The sequence below is a fragment of the Salipaludibacillus sp. HK11 genome (assembly GCF_047795645.1).
Taxonomy (GTDB): Bacteria; Bacillota; Bacilli; order Bacillales; family Salisediminibacteriaceae; genus Salipaludibacillus.
On sequence record NZ_CP181045.1, the window covers coordinates 1,032,735 to 1,051,108 of the forward strand.

An 18,374-nucleotide genomic window follows, 5' to 3' on the forward strand; every position below is an offset into this window, starting at 1 on the left:
AGCCAATCAGGAGGAGATACATATGTATACATTTCTTAAACCATATACGTTTAAAAATGGAGCAACATGGAAGAACAGGATTTTGTTAGCACCTATGACGAACTTTGCGTCGGCAGATAATGGTGAAGTAACAGACACGGAGCTAAATTATTACAGAGAGCGCTCACGAGGTGTTGGTGCAGTAATTACTGCTGTTGCAAATGTTACAGCTGGGGGAAAAGGATTCCCAGGCGAGATTGGAGTAGATCGCGATGATTTAGTTGAAAGCATAGGGAAACTTGCTGATACAATAAAAGGTGAAGGCGCAAAAGCTATTCTTCAAATGTTTCACGCCGGAAGAATGGCACCGCCAGATTTACTTCCAGATAATCAACCAGTTAGTGCATCGGCGGTTGCACCATTGCGAGAAGGCGCAGTTACGCCGCGCGCATTAACAGAAGAAGAAATACAATCTATCATTAAAGCATTTGGTGATGCGACACGTCGTGCGATTCGTGCTGGTTATGACGGCGTTGAAATTCACGGTGCAAACACATATTTGATTCAGCAGTTTTTCTCCCCACATTCGAATCGTCGTGACGATTATTGGGGTGGTTCATTAGAAAAACGAATGAATTTCCCACTCGCAATTATAGAAGAAGTAGTAAAGGCGGCAGAAGAAGCGGATGATTCGTTTATCGTCGGCTACCGTATTTCTCCTGAAGAAATGGAGAATCCAGGGATTACGATGGATGACACACTTGTTTTTGTAAAGGAATTGGCAAAGCAAGAACTAGACTATCTTCATATTTCTGTTCAGGATTTCTTTGCGGGCTCTATGCGTGATAAATCCGACAAACGCTCAAGAGTTCAGTTAATTCAAGATACGATCGGAAATGAAATACCAGTTATTGGAGTTGGTTCTCTTCATACACCGAACGACGTTGAGCGCGCAATGGAAGGGAACGTGCCGTTTATTGCACTCGGCCGTGAATTGATTGTGGAACCGCAATGGATGGAAAAAGTGGAAGAAGGCCGTGAGAAAGAGATCCGAACGGAACTATCGGTAGATGACAGAGAGAAGCTTGTAGTGCCGGAGTCACTATGGAACGCGATCGTTAACTCACCTGGTTGGTTCCCTGTGAAAGAACACGCTAAAAACAAGTAAATTAGATCCAAGTGAAGAAAATTGGTTTAATTTAAGAGACTGTCACCAAAAGTAATTTTGGCGACAGTCTCTTTTTGTAATACAAACGAAAGAGGAAATGATTAAAACTAAATTGAATAGAAATACAAATTTTCACTATATAAAATATTTAGAAAACTATTGAAGCTTTAAAACTACCGTGCTATTATTAATCTATTAATGAAAATGTTAACGATAATGTTTTTAGAAATTTTTAGCGTTTATGTTTTCATTAAAATATCAATGTAAGGAGGGCAAAGTTTTTAGGCGATAATATAAGTTGCGTTGTTATAAAACCTCTTAATCCAACAAAGAAAATGATACATAATTAATAGAGGTGAAAGTTTTGTAAGCGTCGTCATCGATTTAAATAAGTGGAGTTTTAAATGTGAGGGGAGAAATATTAATGAGTAGTATAAAAAAGTGCACCTTTATAATGTTAATAATGTTATTAACTATATCACCACTTACTGTTTTAGGAGACAGTTCAAGTAGTGATGAGAGTGAACCAGAATTTAGAAATGCTAGTGTCCACGACCCGTCAATCATAAAAGCTGATGATATGTTTTATGCGATTGGGTCTCATATTGACGGAGCGAAGTCAGAAGACTTGATAAATTGGGATAACTTTACAAACGGTTATACAACTCCTGGAAACACATTATATGGAGATTTATCTGAGAATTTAGCAGGATCATTTGAATGGGCTGGTGAAGATGATGGAGATAGCTCGGGTGGATTTGCGGTCTGGGCACCAGAAATTATTTGGAATGACCATTACGTAAACGGTGATGGTTCTAACGGTGCTTACATGATGTACTATAGTGCGTCTTCAACGTATATTCGTTCTGCAATAGGTTATGCAGTGTCTCAAGATGTTGAGGGACCATTTGAGTATGTAGATACGATCATGTATTCTGATTTTCATGAAGAAGAAGGAGTCACCGATGAAAATAGTGATGTAGACAAGCATTGGAGTAATACAAATATACCTGACTTAATCGTTGACGGTGTATTTGATGAACCGAATTCAGATTGGTTTCAAGATAGTGGGAGATATAACTATAATATCTATACGAATTCTATCGATGCAAACTTGTTTTTCGATGAAGATGGAAAGATGTGGATGACATACGGTTCTTGGGCTGGTGGTATGTTTATTCTTGAAGTTGATCCAACAACAGGACAACCCAAATACCCTGGTGAAGATGGTGAAACTGAGGATGGTAGAATGATAGATCGTTATTTCGGAACGAAAATTTCCGGAGGATATGGAAGATCAGGTGAAGGACCTTACGTAGTATATGATGAAGACACAGGTTACTATTACTTATATGTCACATACGGAGGTTTAGCTGCAGAGGGAGGCTACCAAATGCGACAATTTAGATCAGAAAATCCAGATGGACCATATGTAGATGCAGCGGGAGATTCTGCGTTATTACCAGATGAAGTAGATGATGGTGAATCACGTAATCGACCAGGTACTCATGATCACAATATTCTGGGAAATAAAATGATGGGGAACTTCTTGTTTACACGAGAACTTGGAGAACCGGGAAGCGGTAGCGGGACTGGTTATATGGCTCCTGGGCACAACTCGTATTATACAGATTCTGAAACTGGTGAAGAATTTCTAGTTTTCCATACTCGTTTTCCTGGACAAGGTGAGATGCATGAAATTCGTGTACATCAAATGGTAAAAAATACTGATGAATGGCCAGTTCCTACACCTTATCGTTATGCTGGTGAAACACTTGAAACCGTTAATGATGAGGAAGTAATTGGAGAATATAAATATATTAATCATGGAACAGAAATTACTGGGGAATTAACTGAATCTTCATGGATTGAGTTGAAAGAAGATCAAACAGTCACAGGTGACGTCACTGGTACTTGGGAAAAATATGATGACTATCGTGTAGCGTTAACTCTTGATGATGACGGTAGTTTTGACGGTGTATTCTTGCGCCAATGGGACCCAACAACGGAAGAATGGGTAATGACCTTCAGTGCGATGTCTAATGAAGGAATTGTGGTTTGGGGAAGTGAAACTCAGTCTATGTCTGATGAAGATGCGGTTCAAAGTACGCATGACTCAATAGACTTAGGTGACTTAGAATCAGTTGTTTCTAGTATATCCTTACCGGTGAATGGCGCTGGTGGTGCAACAATTAGTTGGAGTTCATCAAACGAAGAAGTGATATCATCATCAGGTCAGGTAACTAGACCTGAGGCAGGTGAATTAGATGAAGAAGTTACTTTGACTGCAACTGTAACTAAAGGTGACGTTTCAGAAGAACAAGAATTTAATTTGATAGTTCTTTCGAAAAGGGAACCTCGTTTAGTAGCTTATTATGATTTCGAGGGAGATCTTCAAGACCAAACTGGACAAGAACCAAGTGGGACGATCACTGGGGATAGAATTGATAATGATGGTGGAACTATCACTTTTGAGGAAGGAAAAGAAGGTGATGCAGCTTATTTTGATGGGGAATCAGGTGTTAGGTTGCCGAATGGATTAATTTCAAGTGATCAGTATTCAATTGGATTTTGGGTGAAACCTGAAGTAATAACAGGGTTTACGACAACTTTTTTTGGAGCGAGAAATGATGATAGCTGGATAAGCCTTGTTCCTGAGGGCCCGGGTGGTTCGACTATGCTTTGGTCAAACGTAAATGGTCAATTCTATGATGGTAATGTAGGAAGCGACGACAATTTACAATTAGATGAGTGGTCACATGTGACAATTGCGAATGATAATGGCGAGTTAGTTATTTACATCAATGGAGAAGAATCAAATACTCATTCAGAATTTAATGAAGTATTTACGACTCTTAATGGAATGTTTGCTTTAGCTGTTAATTATTGGGATACACCGTTTCAAGGTTGGATCGATGAATTAGTAATTTATGATGACAAAGCTTTAACTAGAGATGAAGTTGGAAGTCTTTTCAACGGAGATATTCCACTGCTTGAAGAAGTGAGTGACCCTGAAGGTGACGATCAGGTAATTTACGAGCCTGATGAAAAAGGTGAAATTGTACTAGATGAAGAAGAGGTAGAGGAAGGTGCGGAGCTTGAAATTCATGTAAGCGGTTCAAATGGAACTGTGACAATTGATGGGGATTTAATTAGAAATAAAAAGGCATCACTTAACTTTAAATATACTACAGATGCGGATAAAATTGCGCAGGTGAAATTCCCATCTGCAATTTTTGAAAGAGCCTCAGGAGAGGTATCATTTGATTTCTCTCATGAAAGTGTTGAAGATGATTCTTTAAGTGATCATTACTCTTTTTCAATTAATGCTGATGGTATTGACAGTAGTAACTTTACAGAGAAAGTTACCCTTGGAATACCAGTCAACGATTTACCTGAAAATGTTAATCTGGATAAACTAGATATTTATAATCATAAAAATGGTGAATGGATATTTATTGGTGGTTCGTATGATGAAGAAGGATTTGTAGAAGGTAAAACGAACCACTTTAGTACATTTGCTATATTAGAAACTACTGTAGAATTAGATTTAGAGAATCAAATAAACGAGTTAATAAAGAGAATTGAAGAATTAGAAAACAATTTGGAGGTTGAGAATCTGGATGAGAAAGTACAAAGTCTTGAACAAGAAATCAATGATATCGAAGCAGCATTTAAAGAATTAGAGAGTATTACAACGAATCAAGAAAATATGTTGAGTGTTTTGCAAGCAGAACTCGAAACTTTAAAAGGGCTTTTGTCTGATTCCGACTCTTCTGGTTCAAGTGAAGAGGATAATGGTAACAACGACTCTACAGGTGGTGGATCGAATGATGACACCATAGCGATTGAAGCTGGAGGCGAAGAAAAGGACACACAGATATCAGAATCTGAACAACAGAAAAAAGATGGTGAGACGTTACCAGATACTGCGACAAATACATTTAATTATATGCTATTTGGGATATTATTACTATTATTAGGCGGTATAATCGGCGGAGTCGTTTATTACAAAAAAAGAAAGAAATTAACGGAGTAAGAAATAAACGTATGATTAGGGTAAACAGAGAAAAACAAGACTAATAACATTAAAGACATTTAAATGACCCTAAACTGCTTAAATTAGCAGTTTAGGGTCATTATTTTTTTGCGAAGGATAATAGATTGAATCATTAATATCCTTTATTAAAGTCTAATAAATTTACTGGCATTGGCTTATCTTGGACATACTTTTTAAAATTTGGGATAAAAATATCTTCAATAACTCGTTTATCATAATGTTCTGTAGCACCAGCTGTGTGAGGTGTGACAATGACATTATCCATATTCCATAATGGGGTATCTGGTTGCAAAGGCTCTGTTTCGAATACATCCAGTCCTGCTCCGGCAATTTCTCCTATTTGGAGTGCGTCAATAAGTTCATTTTCGACAACAATTTGACCTCGGCCAATATTGATGAAAACACCGGTGTTCTTCATTTGTTTAAACTGATCTCTGCCAAATAAGTATGTAGTATCTTTCGTTAACGGTAAAGTAACGACAACAAAATCGCACAATGGAAGGATTTCATTTAATTGATCGGATGAATACATATTATCTACATATTCTGAAGGTATTCCAGAATTACGGACTCCTAGTACTTCCATCCCAAATGCTTTAGCAATTTTAGCAGTTTCTTTTCCAATTGCTCCAACACCGATTATGCCAATTGTTTTTTGATGGATTTCTAATTTTAAATTAGCATGATGCCATGTCTTTGCTTGTTGATTTTTCACGTATGTGTGTATATTACGGGTTAATCCAAGTATTAAAGCAAAGATCGTTTTCGAAATGGGGTAAGCATGAACTCCATTAGCACTAGTGACAGAGATGTTTCTGTCTTTTAGGAGACCCAAAGGCAAAGAATTTACACCCGCACTCCAAGCCTGTACCCAACGAATAGAAGTATCATTTGACTTACAAGCTTCTTTTATTTGCTTTTTCCAACCAGCAATTACTTCAGCGCTGTGAAGATGTTCTTCCCAAATGTTTTGGTCTTGCCCGATTATAACTTCCCAGTCCGGAACCACATTGTGAATTTTTTCAATTAAATGATCATCGAGGTTCTGTGTAATAATAAGTTTTCTTTTTTTCATATCTTATCGTCCTCATTTCATATTTCTTCTTAGTTTACCAAACTTAATAACTACGTGAAATTTCATGTGTAAAAATTGAAGATAAATTGTCATTTAACAAAATATGTGGTTAAAATAACAGAAAATCATAACATTTATATATGAGGAGATCACATGGTATTAGATTTGTTGGATGTAACGGCACTTAACTTCCGAAGAAAAAAAGATCATGATTGTTCCGCATGGGTATGTGTTTACATATGCTATGGATACAGATTGCCTCGTAAATGCTGTAAGTGGTGAAGAGGAGCAACCAAATGCAGTATGAATCCGAGTAGTTGAGCCGAAATTTAGATAAATACCGTGGGTGATATAGCATAAACCGTTCTTTAATTTACAATCCATTTATAATAGGGAAGGATTAGCAAATGGGAAGAAAATTCTTGTCAAATATAGTAAGATTAATAATAGAAGTAGCTCAATAAGACTTACGCGATTCATCAAAATGTACTATCAGATTGTTTTGTCAAGATGCACAGTGGGAATAGATAATAAAATGGTAAAGAACTATTTCCATATAAAAGTAGGAGGTTTAAAATGTCATCGCAACAATCCAGACTTTTAACGCAAAGCGATATTATAAATCCTGAGTTTCATCCAGATTGGTTTAATAGAGAATACGAGACATTTAAAAATATTGTGACGAGGAAGGATTTTCCATGTTACTTTGGGCAAAAAGCTGAGAATAGAGGTGAGCTTCGTTATTCGTATATTAGTCACAAAGATTGGTCGACATTACCTGGGACTTTAAGTTCTTTTTTAAGTCTATTTAATGCACCTAAACTAACTCGGCACGGTCTGTTTGTGTTTGTAGAGCCTGAAAAAGAAGAGAAAAGCATTGATTACTATCGAGATTATTTTTGGGATATTTTACAATATATCCATCAACAAGATCGAACTTCTTGGCCGAGTGATCAACCGAAAGATCCAGACCACTATTTATGGGATTTTCACTTTCAAGAGGAACCTATCTTTGTTTTTGGCAATGCGCCTGCATATAAACAGAGGAAAACACGTGATTTAGGAAACAGCCTTGTTCTTGGTTTCCAACCAAGGCGTATTTTTAAAGGCTTGGAGGGCACGGAACCTGGTGGGGCGATGTCGAGAGAAAAGGTTAGAGAGCGTGTGGAAGTCTGGGATAATTTACCTAAGCACCCGGACATCAGTCATTATGGCGACTCTACTCATAACGAGTGGAAACAATTTTTTATCGGTGACGATGCAGAACCAATAAAGGGAAAATGCCCTTTTCATGTTGAGAAGTAACTCGATGAATCAAGCAGTTCCAATTGTTTGATTCATGTTTATTGATTCCTGTTCCTAGTTTCATTCAACTCTGCGGAGGGAAGGAGATCTCCACCTGATGTAATCTAATTTTTAATTTTTCAATTAGAATAGGACTAGCATCTGAGTTAGAGGCTAGTCCTCATTTAACTTTATATAGAGGTTCATTGTGAAATTAATTCTATAAAATAAAAAGTACTCTCTATTTTTTGAAATAATCCATATCTTTTAGCAGAGCTTTTGAATGGACACCTTCCTCAATAACCAATTTAAGCGTTTCATTATATGGGAGAGTGTATAACGCAAGTAATGTTTTCGCATCAAACATTTGATTTTCACTATGAACCCATATATCGAAAGAATATTGTGTAGCAATTTTGTTCAATTTTAGAACTTCATCTTTGTTCCTTAATTGAAATGTAATAGCCATGCTTCCACCTCCCTAAGTATATAATTATTATAGTCAGAATAATCGAATAGAAGCAAGTGGAAGTTTGAGCGAAAGGTGCTTTGTTACAATTAAACTAAGATAACTAATAGCATTTGTTGCTACCTGCTTTCAATGCAGATTATGAATTTAAGTATTTATTATACGAAAATCGACTATTGTGAATTAAAAGAATATAAGCACCTGATCATGGTTATTTTGCCAAAGGCTTGGATATAGATTTTGTGAAATTATCGAAGGAATTACTGGGAACCCTTTCAAGTAAGTTATTGAGGTTAATCATTAATAAGCTAATCAACAACCATCAAGAATGGTAGATTAGCTTATTTTATGATTCCGGTAAATTGTGTTAAGAAACGATTCACCTACTCCCTTGCTAAGGAAACCACTTTAGGATCCACGTATAAACACATCTGTGTCTTCTTATTCCACCAGCGTCTATTAGGTTTTTAATCCATTATTATGATAAATTGAGTAAAAAATTTTGTGTCACTTTAAGTTAATTTCTTTATAATTTTTTCTTTAGTGACAGGAAATCTAATTTATTTTATTAGTTTAAGAGCCATAAATTCCATAATTTAGCATAAAAACAAGTGATTTTGTTATTTATTATAGCTTTTTTAACATTTTTTCGGGTTTTCATTCGATTGTTGTCATGCTTATAATTGTAAACAGAAGACAGAATTGTTGTCGACCTTCCAATGATATTTCATCTTACATTCTTCATTGTTACTCACCCAGAGATTCGCCACCTAAAACTATTATTAGCTTATTAAAGAGTTTTTGATTTCTTAAATCAATAAAATGAAAGCGTTATCTTATTTATTGTGACCGATTTAGAGTCATAGGAGCCCAATGTAAAACAAAATAGATTGAGTAGGGCAAATTAATCATAAAAGGGAGGTGCACGTACTAATTGTGTGGACAAGTTCGTTAATCTTTCAAGGAGGTAAATAATGTTTAAAAGAATTTCGATGATTTGTATGGTGTTACTGATGATGTTTTCGCTTGTACCATCTAGTTTAGGGGCTACAGTTAAAGCAGAGGGAAGTGCATTATCAGTGAATGTGACAGAGGTTACTGGTCAAAGCGTCTCACTTGAATGGAGCACTGTTGAAGATGCGGAAAATTATCATGTGTATTGGGCTACAAAAGATACAGAGACGATGGAGTACCAGCTAATAGGGACAGTAAGCGAGGAATCTTTCACATATGATCGTTCGACACATGTTCCTTACTATTTCAAAGTTGCAGCTGTCGTTGATGGAGAAGATCCGATTGTGTCAGAACCCGTTCGATCAAGTCAAGGACGGACCTTAGATGTGCAATTGGAAGATCTTGATCGTGGTCTTGTAGCAGCTAAAACCTCTGAAGGAGTGTTTTTAAGCTGGCGAGTACTATCTGATGAAATTACGGGTTATTCTGATTTTGGCATGCGAGGTACTGATTTTAACGTTTATCGTGATGGGGAATTAATAGATACGGTTGTGACAAGCACAAACTTCTTGGATGTAGATGGAACGCTTGAGTCTGAATATTATGTAAGCGCTATCGTTGATGGCAATGAAATTGGAGAAATTAGTGAAACAGTAACAGCTTGGGAGGGTTCTTATTATGATCTTCCATTAAAAAAACCTGCTGATGGGGTTACTCCTGCTGGTGAGGAATATACTTATAGTGCTAATGATATGAGTGTTGGTGATGTCACAGGTGATGGTCAATATGAATATATCGTAAAATGGGACCCTTCTAATTCAAAAGATGTGTCACAGGTTGGCTACACAGGTAACACATATATTGACACCTACACCTTTGATGGGGAATTGTTATATCGAATTGACTTAGGAGTTAATATTCGATCAGGTGCTCATTATACACAGTTTTTAGTATATGATTTTGATGGAAATGGTAAGTCAGAATTGATGTTTAAGACAGCACCTGGAACGAAAATTATTCATTATGATGAAAATGGAGATGTCTCTTCTGAGGAGTATATTACTATTTCTGGAGAAGATGAGGCAAACGGAATTAGTCACGGGGATGATTACCGTAAGAGTGCGGATGAATACTATGATCATGTTGTAGACATGTTCCTTACTTGGCATGAACATGATGAAGTCGTCGCAGGTAATTGGCCTGAAACATTGGAAGAGAGCTTCGGTAATGACAAACAATATGATTATCCTTTATCTGAAGAGGATGCTAAAGCGTTAGCGGATTATTTTATTGATGTGTATGCGCCTTCTCGCAGTGAAAGAAATGACCTTCGTCACTTTGAAGGATTTATCATTTCAGGACCAGAATATTTAACAGTTTTTGAGGGGGAGTCAGGTAAAGAACTCGAGACGATAGATTACAACCCTGGACGTGAAGATGACGGTCTTCTATGGGGCGATTATGCGATGTCTCGAATTGAACCAGGAAACAGAGTTGATCGTTTTCTAGGTGGGGTCGCTTATTTAAATGGTGAGTCACCTTCCGCGATATTTGCAAGAGGATATTATACGCGGACAGCTTTAGTAGCATATGACTGGAACGGCGAACAACTCAAAGAAGGATGGGTAGCAGATAGTGGACATGTTCCAATGAGTAACCCATTTAATGATGGGCCTCACGGAGGAATTGGTACTGTAGAAGGATTTGAGGCTCTTGCTGGCCAAGGGAATCACCAACTTAGTGTCGCTGATGTAGATGGTGATGGAAATCATGAAATTATTTATGGTGGAGCAACCATTGATCATGATGGTACGCTTCTATACGGTGGGATGGGAATACTACCAGACGGAAGTGCTGCGCCGGGTCAGGAAGCGAAATTAGGGCACGGAGATGCTCTTCACGTGGCAGATATTAATCCGGACAGACCAGGATTAGAAATATTTTCTGTATTTGAGGGTGGTCCTTGGGCGCCATATGGCTATGCTCTACGTAAAGCAGAAAATAGTGAGGTCCTCTTCGGGGAATTCACTGGGAGAGATGAAGGACGTGGAATGGTTGGTGACGTTGTTCGTGGCCAACGAGGTTTAGAAGTTTGGGCACGAGGATTATTAAGTGCGAATGGCGAAAGTTTAAATGGAAGCCAACCTGGCACAAATATGACCATTAAATGGACAGCCGATATGGCTACACAAACAATCCATGGGTCAGGTGATCAAACACCTGCGATCGATGATTGGGAGAATGGACGTATGCTAACAGCAGATGGGACAAGAACAAATAACGGAACGAAAGGGAATCCGTCACTTGTTGCTGATGTTTTCGGTGATTGGCGAGAAGAACTTCTTGTGCGAACAACAGATAGTAATGCGATTCGTATATACTTAAATACAGAAGAAACAGATCGGAAACTTTTCACTTTAATGCACGATAGTCAATATCGCACAGGTATTGCTTGGCAAAATATCAGTTACAATCAACCATCTTATCCGAGTTTCTATTTCGCATCAGATATTGATTGGAAACACGTTACAGTGCCAAATAGTGGCGGAGAGCTGGAGTTTATAGAAGAAGAAGGACCGGAATTAGATTTTAGTGTATTAGATGATCTTATTTCTGATGCAAAAGCGATAGATAATGAGGGAGGATATTATACGGATGCTTCCTACAGTCATTTGCAAGACGGAATTAAAGCGGCAGAGGAATCGAGAGAAACGATACAATTTCAGCCTCAGCTTTATGCAGCGATTAATGCACTACAAACAGCGATAGATCAATTAGAAGAAATTGTCGATTTAGGTCCAGGTTGGCGTTTTGATTTTGGAGGGGGAAATACCCCAACAGCTAACGGGTATGAAGGAATATCACCAAGCACTATTTACTCAGAAGAAAGTGGTTTTGGCTTTATCAATGAAGCGGATGGGTTTCGTGATCAAGGAGAACCAGACGATTTACGACGTGATTTTGTTCTTGCAAATGGAGCAGAATTTGTTGTAGATGTTCCAGATGGAGCTTATGACGTTCGTATAATAGCTGGTGCACAAACGGATAGTGATGACGCATCTTTCACACTTGAAGGTGGAGAGTCTTACGGGGGAGTCCGAACGGAACCAGGTCAATTTATTGAATACAATGAAACGGTCCAAGTTGAGGATGGCCAACTAAATATAGCATTTTTTGGGTCATGGGCTCGTGTTAATGCCGTTGAAATTGTTAATGTCAATGATTTTCAAGTTAAGTTTGACTTTGGAGAACCTAATAGTCCAGTTGGTTATGGCTATAAGCAAGTGGCTAGTAATCTAGTATACGATGCAGAAATCGGGTATGGATTAGCTGGTACTGTTGATGCTCGTGATCGAGTTGAACCTGATCCGATCCGTGGTGATTTTGTCATCGGTGGGGGCTACCAATTTATTGTCGATTTACGTGATGGCGTGTATGAACTTCATTTTGTAACAGGAGATTTTCTAAATAACGCTAGCAATTCATCAATCTTTACGGTAGAAGGAGAAGAGATTGCGAGGACCAATTCACCTGGAGGGTCATTCGATGTTGCAATAGCGGAAGTTCATGTCGTAAATGGTCAGCTTGAAATTGGCGTGAGCCAACGTCTCAATGCGTTAGAAATTTATTATCAACGACCACTTGAAGTAGATCCTGTCGAGCCTGAATTGGACTTTACTACATTAGATAAACTTCTTGAGGAAGCAGATGGATTATCTAACGAAGTGGATTTATATACAGAAGAATCTTTAGATGTTTTATTGGCTGCAATAAATACTGTCGAAGCAGACTATGAAACCATTGATTCAGAAGAAGAACTAAATGCAGCGATTGCGAATTTACAAGCGGCAATTGAAGCTTTGGTTGAGAAAGTTGAACCAGAACCTGAAGTAGATCTCACTGAATTACAAGCATTACTCAGTCATGCAAAAGAGATCAATAATGAAGAAAGTGTCTATACAGAACCTTCTTACGAGAATCTTCTTGACGTTATTGAGGCAACGGAGGCCGCTTTAGCTGATGAAGAAATTCTGTCAGAAGAAGATGTTCTAGAATGGACAAATGCCTTAAATGAAGCGATCACAGCTTTGGAAATGACTGATCCTGAAGTAGAAATAATTCTTGATGAATTAGAAGAATTGCTTGATGAAGCGATAAATTTACTAGAGGATGAAATATATACAGAGACATCTCGCATGATTCTCCAAGAGAAAGTTACTTTAGTTGAAGCAGCATTAGATGATGAAAGTATTGATACAGAGGCAAAGCTTCAACTTCATATATTTAAACTTCAACAGGCAATCGAACAACTTGAAATTGTTGAAGAAGATCCAGTTGATGACGAACCTAAAATATACGTACCGAACGTAGATGGAAAAGTAGAAATTAACGAAGAAGATTTAAGTGAAGGAGAAGAGATTCAAGTTGATGTGACCAACTATGACTCAGAAATAACACTTGATGCAGATATTATTAAATCAAAACAAGCATCATTGTTAATTGTATCTACAAATGACCTTGGTAAAACTGTGAAGGTTATCTTCCCAGCCGGACTTTTTGAAGGTGCTTCTGGGGAAGTTAGATTTAGTTTATCGATATCTGATCCGAATACTACGGAAAAAGGTGATAAAGTTTTAAGTGATCATTACACTTTTTCGATTACAGGAGAGGGTATTGATAGCGATAATTTTGGTGAGAAACTTGTTAAACTTGAAATACCAATTAACGATCTACCTGAGGGAGTAGATACAAGTGAACTGAAGATTTATAATTTGAAAGATGGTGAATGGAAGGTCATTGGTGGTTCTTACAATGCAGAAGGTTTTGTTGAAGGTTCAACAAGCCACTTTAGTAGTTTCGCAGTATTAGAAACAATTGAAGAAGAACCTGGTGAAGTTGTCCCAGAGCCTGAACCAGAGACATCACCAGAACTAAAAGATTTAAAAGATCAAATAGATAATTTAAATGAAAGAATCAAAGAATTAGAAAATAACTCAAATGTGGATGATCTTGAAAAGAAAGTCGAAGATCTTGAATTAGAAATTACCGAACTTCAAACTAAGTATCAAGATTTATTAATAACAAATTCTGAGTTAGAAGGGTTATTAAACATGCTGTTAGCAGAAGTTCAAAGTTTGAAAGATACTATTACTGATTCAGATGATGGATCTGATAATGGTGATAACAACAACGGTGACCCTTCAGTGGAAGATTCAGAAAGTGATGACGATTCTACTAAAGAGACAAAAGTCGAAGTGGTAGAAAAAGTTACCGAAACTAAAACCGAACCGTCAGAAACGAAACCAATAACAAAAGGTGGCGAGACTTTACCTGATACTGCGACAAATTCATTTAACTTCTTACTGTTAGGGATGTTACTTCTAATAGTAGGTGGTAGTATTGGCAGCGTCGTTTATTTCAGAAAAAGAAAAAATGTAACTGATAACTAGATTAGTCTAGTTGGAGAATTAGGCAGCATTAATAGACGCTAAGACGACCTTGATTGGTCGTCTTAGCGTCTTATTTTTTATCATAACTAGATGTACTTCGTTTGATGTAGTTGATTAATAAACCTTATCACCGTTAAAAATCGAGTTCTTAACAATTACATAATCGACTTGTCGGATATGTTCTAGCTTGTTCCCGCCTGCATAAGAGATGGCAGATTGAAGATCTTGCTCCATTTCTTCCAGTGTGTCAACTAAGGAACCTTTATGTTCGACAAACATTTTTTTACCTTCAACATTTTTCTTTTCACCTTTTTGAAATTCAGAAGCAGAACCAAAGTATTCTTTGAAACGTTTACCTTCTTTTTCAAACGTTTCTCCAGGAGATTCTTCGTGTCCTGCAAATAACGAACCAATCATTACCATTGAGGCGCCAAATCTAACGGATTTAGCGACATCTCCATTCGTTCGAATACCTCCGTCAGCAATAATAGGTTTACTTGCAGCTTTTGCACACCAACGTAGTGCAGCTAATTGCCAACCCCCCGTACCAAATCCTGTTTTAAGCTTTGTAATACAGACTTTTCCTGGGCCGATACCTACCTTTGTTGCATCTGCACCAGCATGTTCTAATTCTCTTACTGCTTCAGGAGTTCCAACATTTCCTGCAATAAGAAAACTATTTGGTAAGAGTTTCTTGATATAGCCAATCATATCGATCACTTCATTGGAATGCCCATGTGCAATATCAATCGTAATATAATCCGGAGAAAGATTCTCGTCTGCTAGTTGTTGAACAAATTTATATTCATCTTCCTTTACTCCAACACTAATAGAGGAGTAAAGTCCGCGATGGTGCATATCCTCGATAAATGATTGTCTTATTTGAGGTTCAAACCGATGCATTATATAGAAGTAATTATTTTCGGCTAAAAAAATAGCGATTTTTTCGTCAACAATTGTTTGCATGTTTGCTGGTACTACCGGTAATTTAAAGGTATGTTTACCTAAGGTTACACTTGTATCACACTCAGATCGGCTCTTTACGATACATTTTGCAGGAATTAGTTGAATGTCTTCATAATCAAACGCGTTATCCATAAGTATCACTCCTAAAAAACGAATGTTTAATTCGAATCTTTTTATATTGTTCGTCCATAAGATAATTTACATCATTATTTCTAGTATGTCAAAGGTTTTAGGTACTTGTTGAATGAATGTGACATAATTTTAAATAACGTTTCGAATTATTACGAATCTAAATTTTTCGTTTTAACTACGTAACAGCAAGGAATCAGTTATAATAAAAGTGATAGGTGTGCTGATTGTAAATATCTTTCTAAGTGAATGATAGAGTTTACTCGGTTTTGATTGTTCCATCGTTCACATTTGTTATCAAACGTGTATTTATCGGTTACAATATTATTAGAGGTATATGATACTATGTACAGAATGAAAAGGAAGTGATGTATATGATAAAAGTAACGATACCAAAACCGGATCTTACGATTATTAAAAAAGATTCACCAGAGGAAAGTAATACTTATGGGTTTACAGATTTCCACCAAATAACGAGAGAAAAAGGTGGCATTTTTATGTTTTATAATGCCGATAATGAACTATTATTTGTAGGGAAAGCAAGAAAGATAAGACAGCGTATTAAAAAACATTTTGAAGATTCGGTCTCTGTGATGAAAAATCATCGAAATGAAATAACTAAAATTGACGTTTGTATCGTTGATGACCCAATGGAACGAGAAATTTATGAAACATATATCGTGAATACACTTCAAGCAAAATACAATGTTGACAAAGTATTCTATAAACAAAAATAATATAAAAAAGCAATAAGCGGATCGATGATACCACGCTTATTGCTTTTTTATTTGATTATCAGAACGGCACAATGAGCTCTTTTAGCTACTTTATGGCTAACACTGCCAAGCACTAGTCCTTGAATACCACTAAGCCCTCTACTTCCAATGATGACAACATCAAAATTGTGTTTATCTGCAAAAGCAACAATTGATGGACCTGGTTCGCCTTGTAAAAATTCGACCTTGTACTGAATACCAGCAGCTATCATTTTTTCTTCGGTTGGTTTGACTTTTTCTTCGCGCTTTTCTTTAGCACCTGCTGTATTCCAATTGCTTAATACATCTGATTTAGAATTCTCGATTGCATAAACAATGTGAATAATTGATTCTGAGTTGCAGTTTGCAACCTCAATTGCTTTTTCAGCGGCACGTAGTGCATGTTCTGACCCGTCGGTGGCAAGTAAAATATTTTTGAACAAAATACGCCCTCCTTTTAGTGACTATTTAGTTTATGCCTCAATTTTTCCACTAACATTGAACTAGCTTCATTTAGACCGGTAATTTCTACACCTGTTCCGTTTTCCTCAAACTTCGCTACTATCTTTTCCAATGCAGCGACGGCAGAATCATCCCAAATATGAGCATATGTCAAGTTAAGTTCCACCGTCTTTAAATCTTCTTTGAAATCAAATTCATCTATAGGATCAGTGACAGAGGCAAAGAACAACTGGCCTTGAATGACGTACGTTCGCTTTGCTTTTTTCTCATCGTACTTGCTTTCAATTGTTATCTTTGAAATTTTAGATACGAAGAAAATCGCACTTAATAAGATACCTGCAAAAACACCTATCGAAAGGTCGTGTGTAAGAACAACAACCACGACAGTTACAACCATGACAATTGCATCTGTGACTGGAACAATCCGTAATGTTTTCAAGGAATTCCAATCAAACGTACTAATTGACACCATCACCATCACACCTGCTAGTGCTGCCATTGGAATTTGTACGACGATGTTGCCTAATAGAATAATTAATAAGATAAGGACAATACCAGCGACTAAAGAAGAAAGTCTTCCTTTTCCACCTGATTTAACATTAATAACGGATTGTCCGATCATCGCACAACCAGCCATTCCTCCAAAGCATCCAGTCAAGATATTGGAGATGCCTTGACCTCTACTCTCCTTATTTTTATTACTAGGAGTATCTGTCATATCATCAACAATTGCTGCTGTTAGAAGAGATTCCAAGATACCTACGACCGTTAGTGCTAGCGCGTATGGAAAAATAATTGATAATGTTTCATATGAAAAAGCTACTTGCGGCAAAAGAAATATAGGTAATGTTCGCGTTAATGTGCCCATGTCACCGACAGTGAAGACATTCAACCCAGAAAACATTGCAAATGCCGTAACAGCAACAATTGCTACCAGTGTTGATGGGACTGCCTTTGTTATATAAGGGAATAGATAGATGATAGCAAGAGTTGATATAGCTACAGCTGTTACTATCCAATTATCACCAAATAAATGAGGGATTTGCGACATGAAAATTAGAATCGCTAAAGAATTTACAAATCCGACCATGACGGATCGCGGAATAAATTTCATGTACCTTGCGAGTTTGAAAACGCCAAATATAATTTGTAAAATGCCAGTCATTATCGTAGCTGCTAGTAAATACTCAAGACCATATTGTGCGACGAGATCAACCATCAGTAATGCCATAGCACCAGTAGCACCAGAAATCATTCCTGCCCTTCCGCCAACGAAAGCGATAACGACAGAAATAATAAACGAGGCATATAACCCAACCATTGGATCAACACCAGCGATAATCGAGAAAGCAATCGCTTCAGGAATTAAAGCAAGGGCAACGACGATTCCAGCTAAAATATCGCCTTTTGAATTGAATAACCAAGTCTCTTTTAAAGCATTCATAACCATCATCCTCTAAATAAATCGTCCTGTTTATTATTCGAGGGATCAGAGTTGTTATTCTGATTTACATCAGATAAGTAAATGGAAAATTTTTTTGCAGAATATTTTCCCTACTATGAGAACGAATTCAATCTTGAGTATTATAATAAAATGAAGTTCTAACAGTTTAATTTAACAAT

General features: G+C 37.1%; 10 protein-coding genes and 1 pseudogene. 6 read left to right on the forward strand and 5 right to left on the reverse strand.

Annotation, left to right across the window (positions count from 1 at the left end; all coding sequences use genetic code 11):
- Positions 1-22 precede the first annotated feature (22 nt).
- Positions 23-1,147, forward strand: coding sequence for an NADH-dependent flavin oxidoreductase (locus tag ACM26V_RS05340; protein WP_416150403.1), 1,125 nt, complete (start codon positions 23-25; stop codon positions 1,145-1,147).
- Between the two features lie 424 nt (positions 1,148-1,571).
- Positions 1,572-5,186: a lipocalin-like domain-containing protein gene (locus tag ACM26V_RS05345; RefSeq protein ID WP_416150404.1), complete on the forward strand. Its 3,615-nt coding sequence runs from the start codon at positions 1,572-1,574 to the stop codon at positions 5,184-5,186.
- A 133-nt stretch (positions 5,187-5,319) separates the two neighbouring features.
- On the opposite strand, the gene ACM26V_RS05350 is transcribed toward ACM26V_RS05345, so the two are convergent.
- The gene (locus tag ACM26V_RS05350; protein ID WP_416150405.1) at positions 5,320-6,282 is read right to left on the reverse strand and encodes a D-2-hydroxyacid dehydrogenase; all 963 of its coding nucleotides are present in this window, start codon (positions 6,280-6,282) and stop codon (positions 5,320-5,322) included.
- 576 nt (positions 6,283-6,858) lie between these two features.
- Here ACM26V_RS05350 and ACM26V_RS05355 point away from each other — a divergent pair.
- The gene (locus tag ACM26V_RS05355) at positions 6,859-7,587 is read left to right on the forward strand and encodes a YqcI/YcgG family protein (protein ID WP_416150406.1); all 729 of its coding nucleotides are present in this window, start codon (positions 6,859-6,861) and stop codon (positions 7,585-7,587) included.
- A gap of 220 nt (positions 7,588-7,807) precedes the next feature.
- Here ACM26V_RS05355 and ACM26V_RS05360 read toward each other — a convergent pair whose 3' ends face one another.
- A complete protein-coding gene (locus ACM26V_RS05360; RefSeq protein ID WP_416150407.1) occupies positions 7,808-8,035 on the reverse strand; it encodes a hypothetical protein in 228 nt (75 codons plus the stop codon).
- Positions 8,036-9,219: 1,184 nt separating this feature from the next.
- Between ACM26V_RS05360 and ACM26V_RS05365 the strand changes: the two are divergent.
- Together ACM26V_RS05365 and ACM26V_RS05370 are read left to right on the forward strand one after the other, a co-directional pair.
- A pseudogene (locus ACM26V_RS05365) lies at positions 9,220-11,529 on the forward strand (rhamnogalacturonan lyase); the annotation flags it as partial.
- Between the two features lie 2,571 nt (positions 11,530-14,100).
- Complete coding sequence (locus ACM26V_RS05370) at positions 14,101-14,439, forward strand: LPXTG cell wall anchor domain-containing protein (protein WP_416151792.1); 339 nt, start codon at positions 14,101-14,103, stop codon at positions 14,437-14,439.
- A 114-nt stretch (positions 14,440-14,553) separates the two neighbouring features.
- On the opposite strand, the gene guaC is transcribed toward ACM26V_RS05370, so the two are convergent.
- Positions 14,554-15,537, reverse strand: a complete 984-nt coding sequence (guaC, locus tag ACM26V_RS05375) for a GMP reductase (protein ID WP_416150408.1) — start codon at positions 15,535-15,537, stop codon at positions 14,554-14,556.
- 371 nt (positions 15,538-15,908) lie between these two features.
- Here guaC and ACM26V_RS05380 point away from each other — a divergent pair, with 371 nt between their 5' ends.
- Positions 15,909-16,271 carry a nucleotide excision repair endonuclease gene (locus ACM26V_RS05380; RefSeq protein WP_416150409.1) on the forward strand — a complete coding sequence of 121 codons (363 nt, stop codon included), beginning with the start codon at positions 15,909-15,911 and terminating at the stop codon, positions 16,269-16,271.
- Between the two features lie 47 nt (positions 16,272-16,318).
- Here the strand turns inward: ACM26V_RS05380 and ACM26V_RS05385 are convergent, their stop codons facing one another.
- Positions 16,319-16,732 carry a universal stress protein gene (locus tag ACM26V_RS05385; RefSeq protein WP_416150410.1) on the reverse strand — a complete coding sequence of 138 codons (414 nt, stop codon included), beginning with the start codon at positions 16,730-16,732 and terminating at the stop codon, positions 16,319-16,321.
- Between the two features lie 14 nt (positions 16,733-16,746).
- The gene (locus ACM26V_RS05390; RefSeq protein WP_416151793.1) at positions 16,747-18,201 is read right to left on the reverse strand and encodes a SulP family inorganic anion transporter; all 1,455 of its coding nucleotides are present in this window, start codon (positions 18,199-18,201) and stop codon (positions 16,747-16,749) included.
- Positions 18,202-18,374: the final 173 nt, after the last annotated feature.

Bases quoted from the DNA above. Each gene is read 5' to 3' on its own strand.
- ACM26V_RS05390 (WP_416151793.1), bottom strand. From the start codon at position 18,201: ATGGTTATGAATGCTTTAAAAGAGACTTGGTTATTCAATTCAAAAGGC.
- ACM26V_RS05370 (WP_416151792.1), top strand. From the start codon at position 14,101: ATGCTGTTAGCAGAAGTTCAAAGTTTGAAAGATACTATTACTGATTCA.
- ACM26V_RS05345 (WP_416150404.1), top strand. From the start codon at position 1,572: ATGAGTAGTATAAAAAAGTGCACCTTTATAATGTTAATAATGTTATTA.
- ACM26V_RS05355 (WP_416150406.1), top strand. From the start codon at position 6,859: ATGTCATCGCAACAATCCAGACTTTTAACGCAAAGCGATATTATAAAT.
- ACM26V_RS05380 (WP_416150409.1), top strand. From the start codon at position 15,909: ATGATAAAAGTAACGATACCAAAACCGGATCTTACGATTATTAAAAAA.
- ACM26V_RS05360 (WP_416150407.1), bottom strand. From the start codon at position 8,035: ATGGCTATTACATTTCAATTAAGGAACAAAGATGAAGTTCTAAAATTG.
- ACM26V_RS05340 (WP_416150403.1), top strand. From the start codon at position 23: ATGTATACATTTCTTAAACCATATACGTTTAAAAATGGAGCAACATGG.
- guaC (WP_416150408.1), bottom strand. From the start codon at position 15,537: ATGGATAACGCGTTTGATTATGAAGACATTCAACTAATTCCTGCAAAA.
- ACM26V_RS05350 (WP_416150405.1), bottom strand. From the start codon at position 6,282: ATGAAAAAAAGAAAACTTATTATTACACAGAACCTCGATGATCATTTA.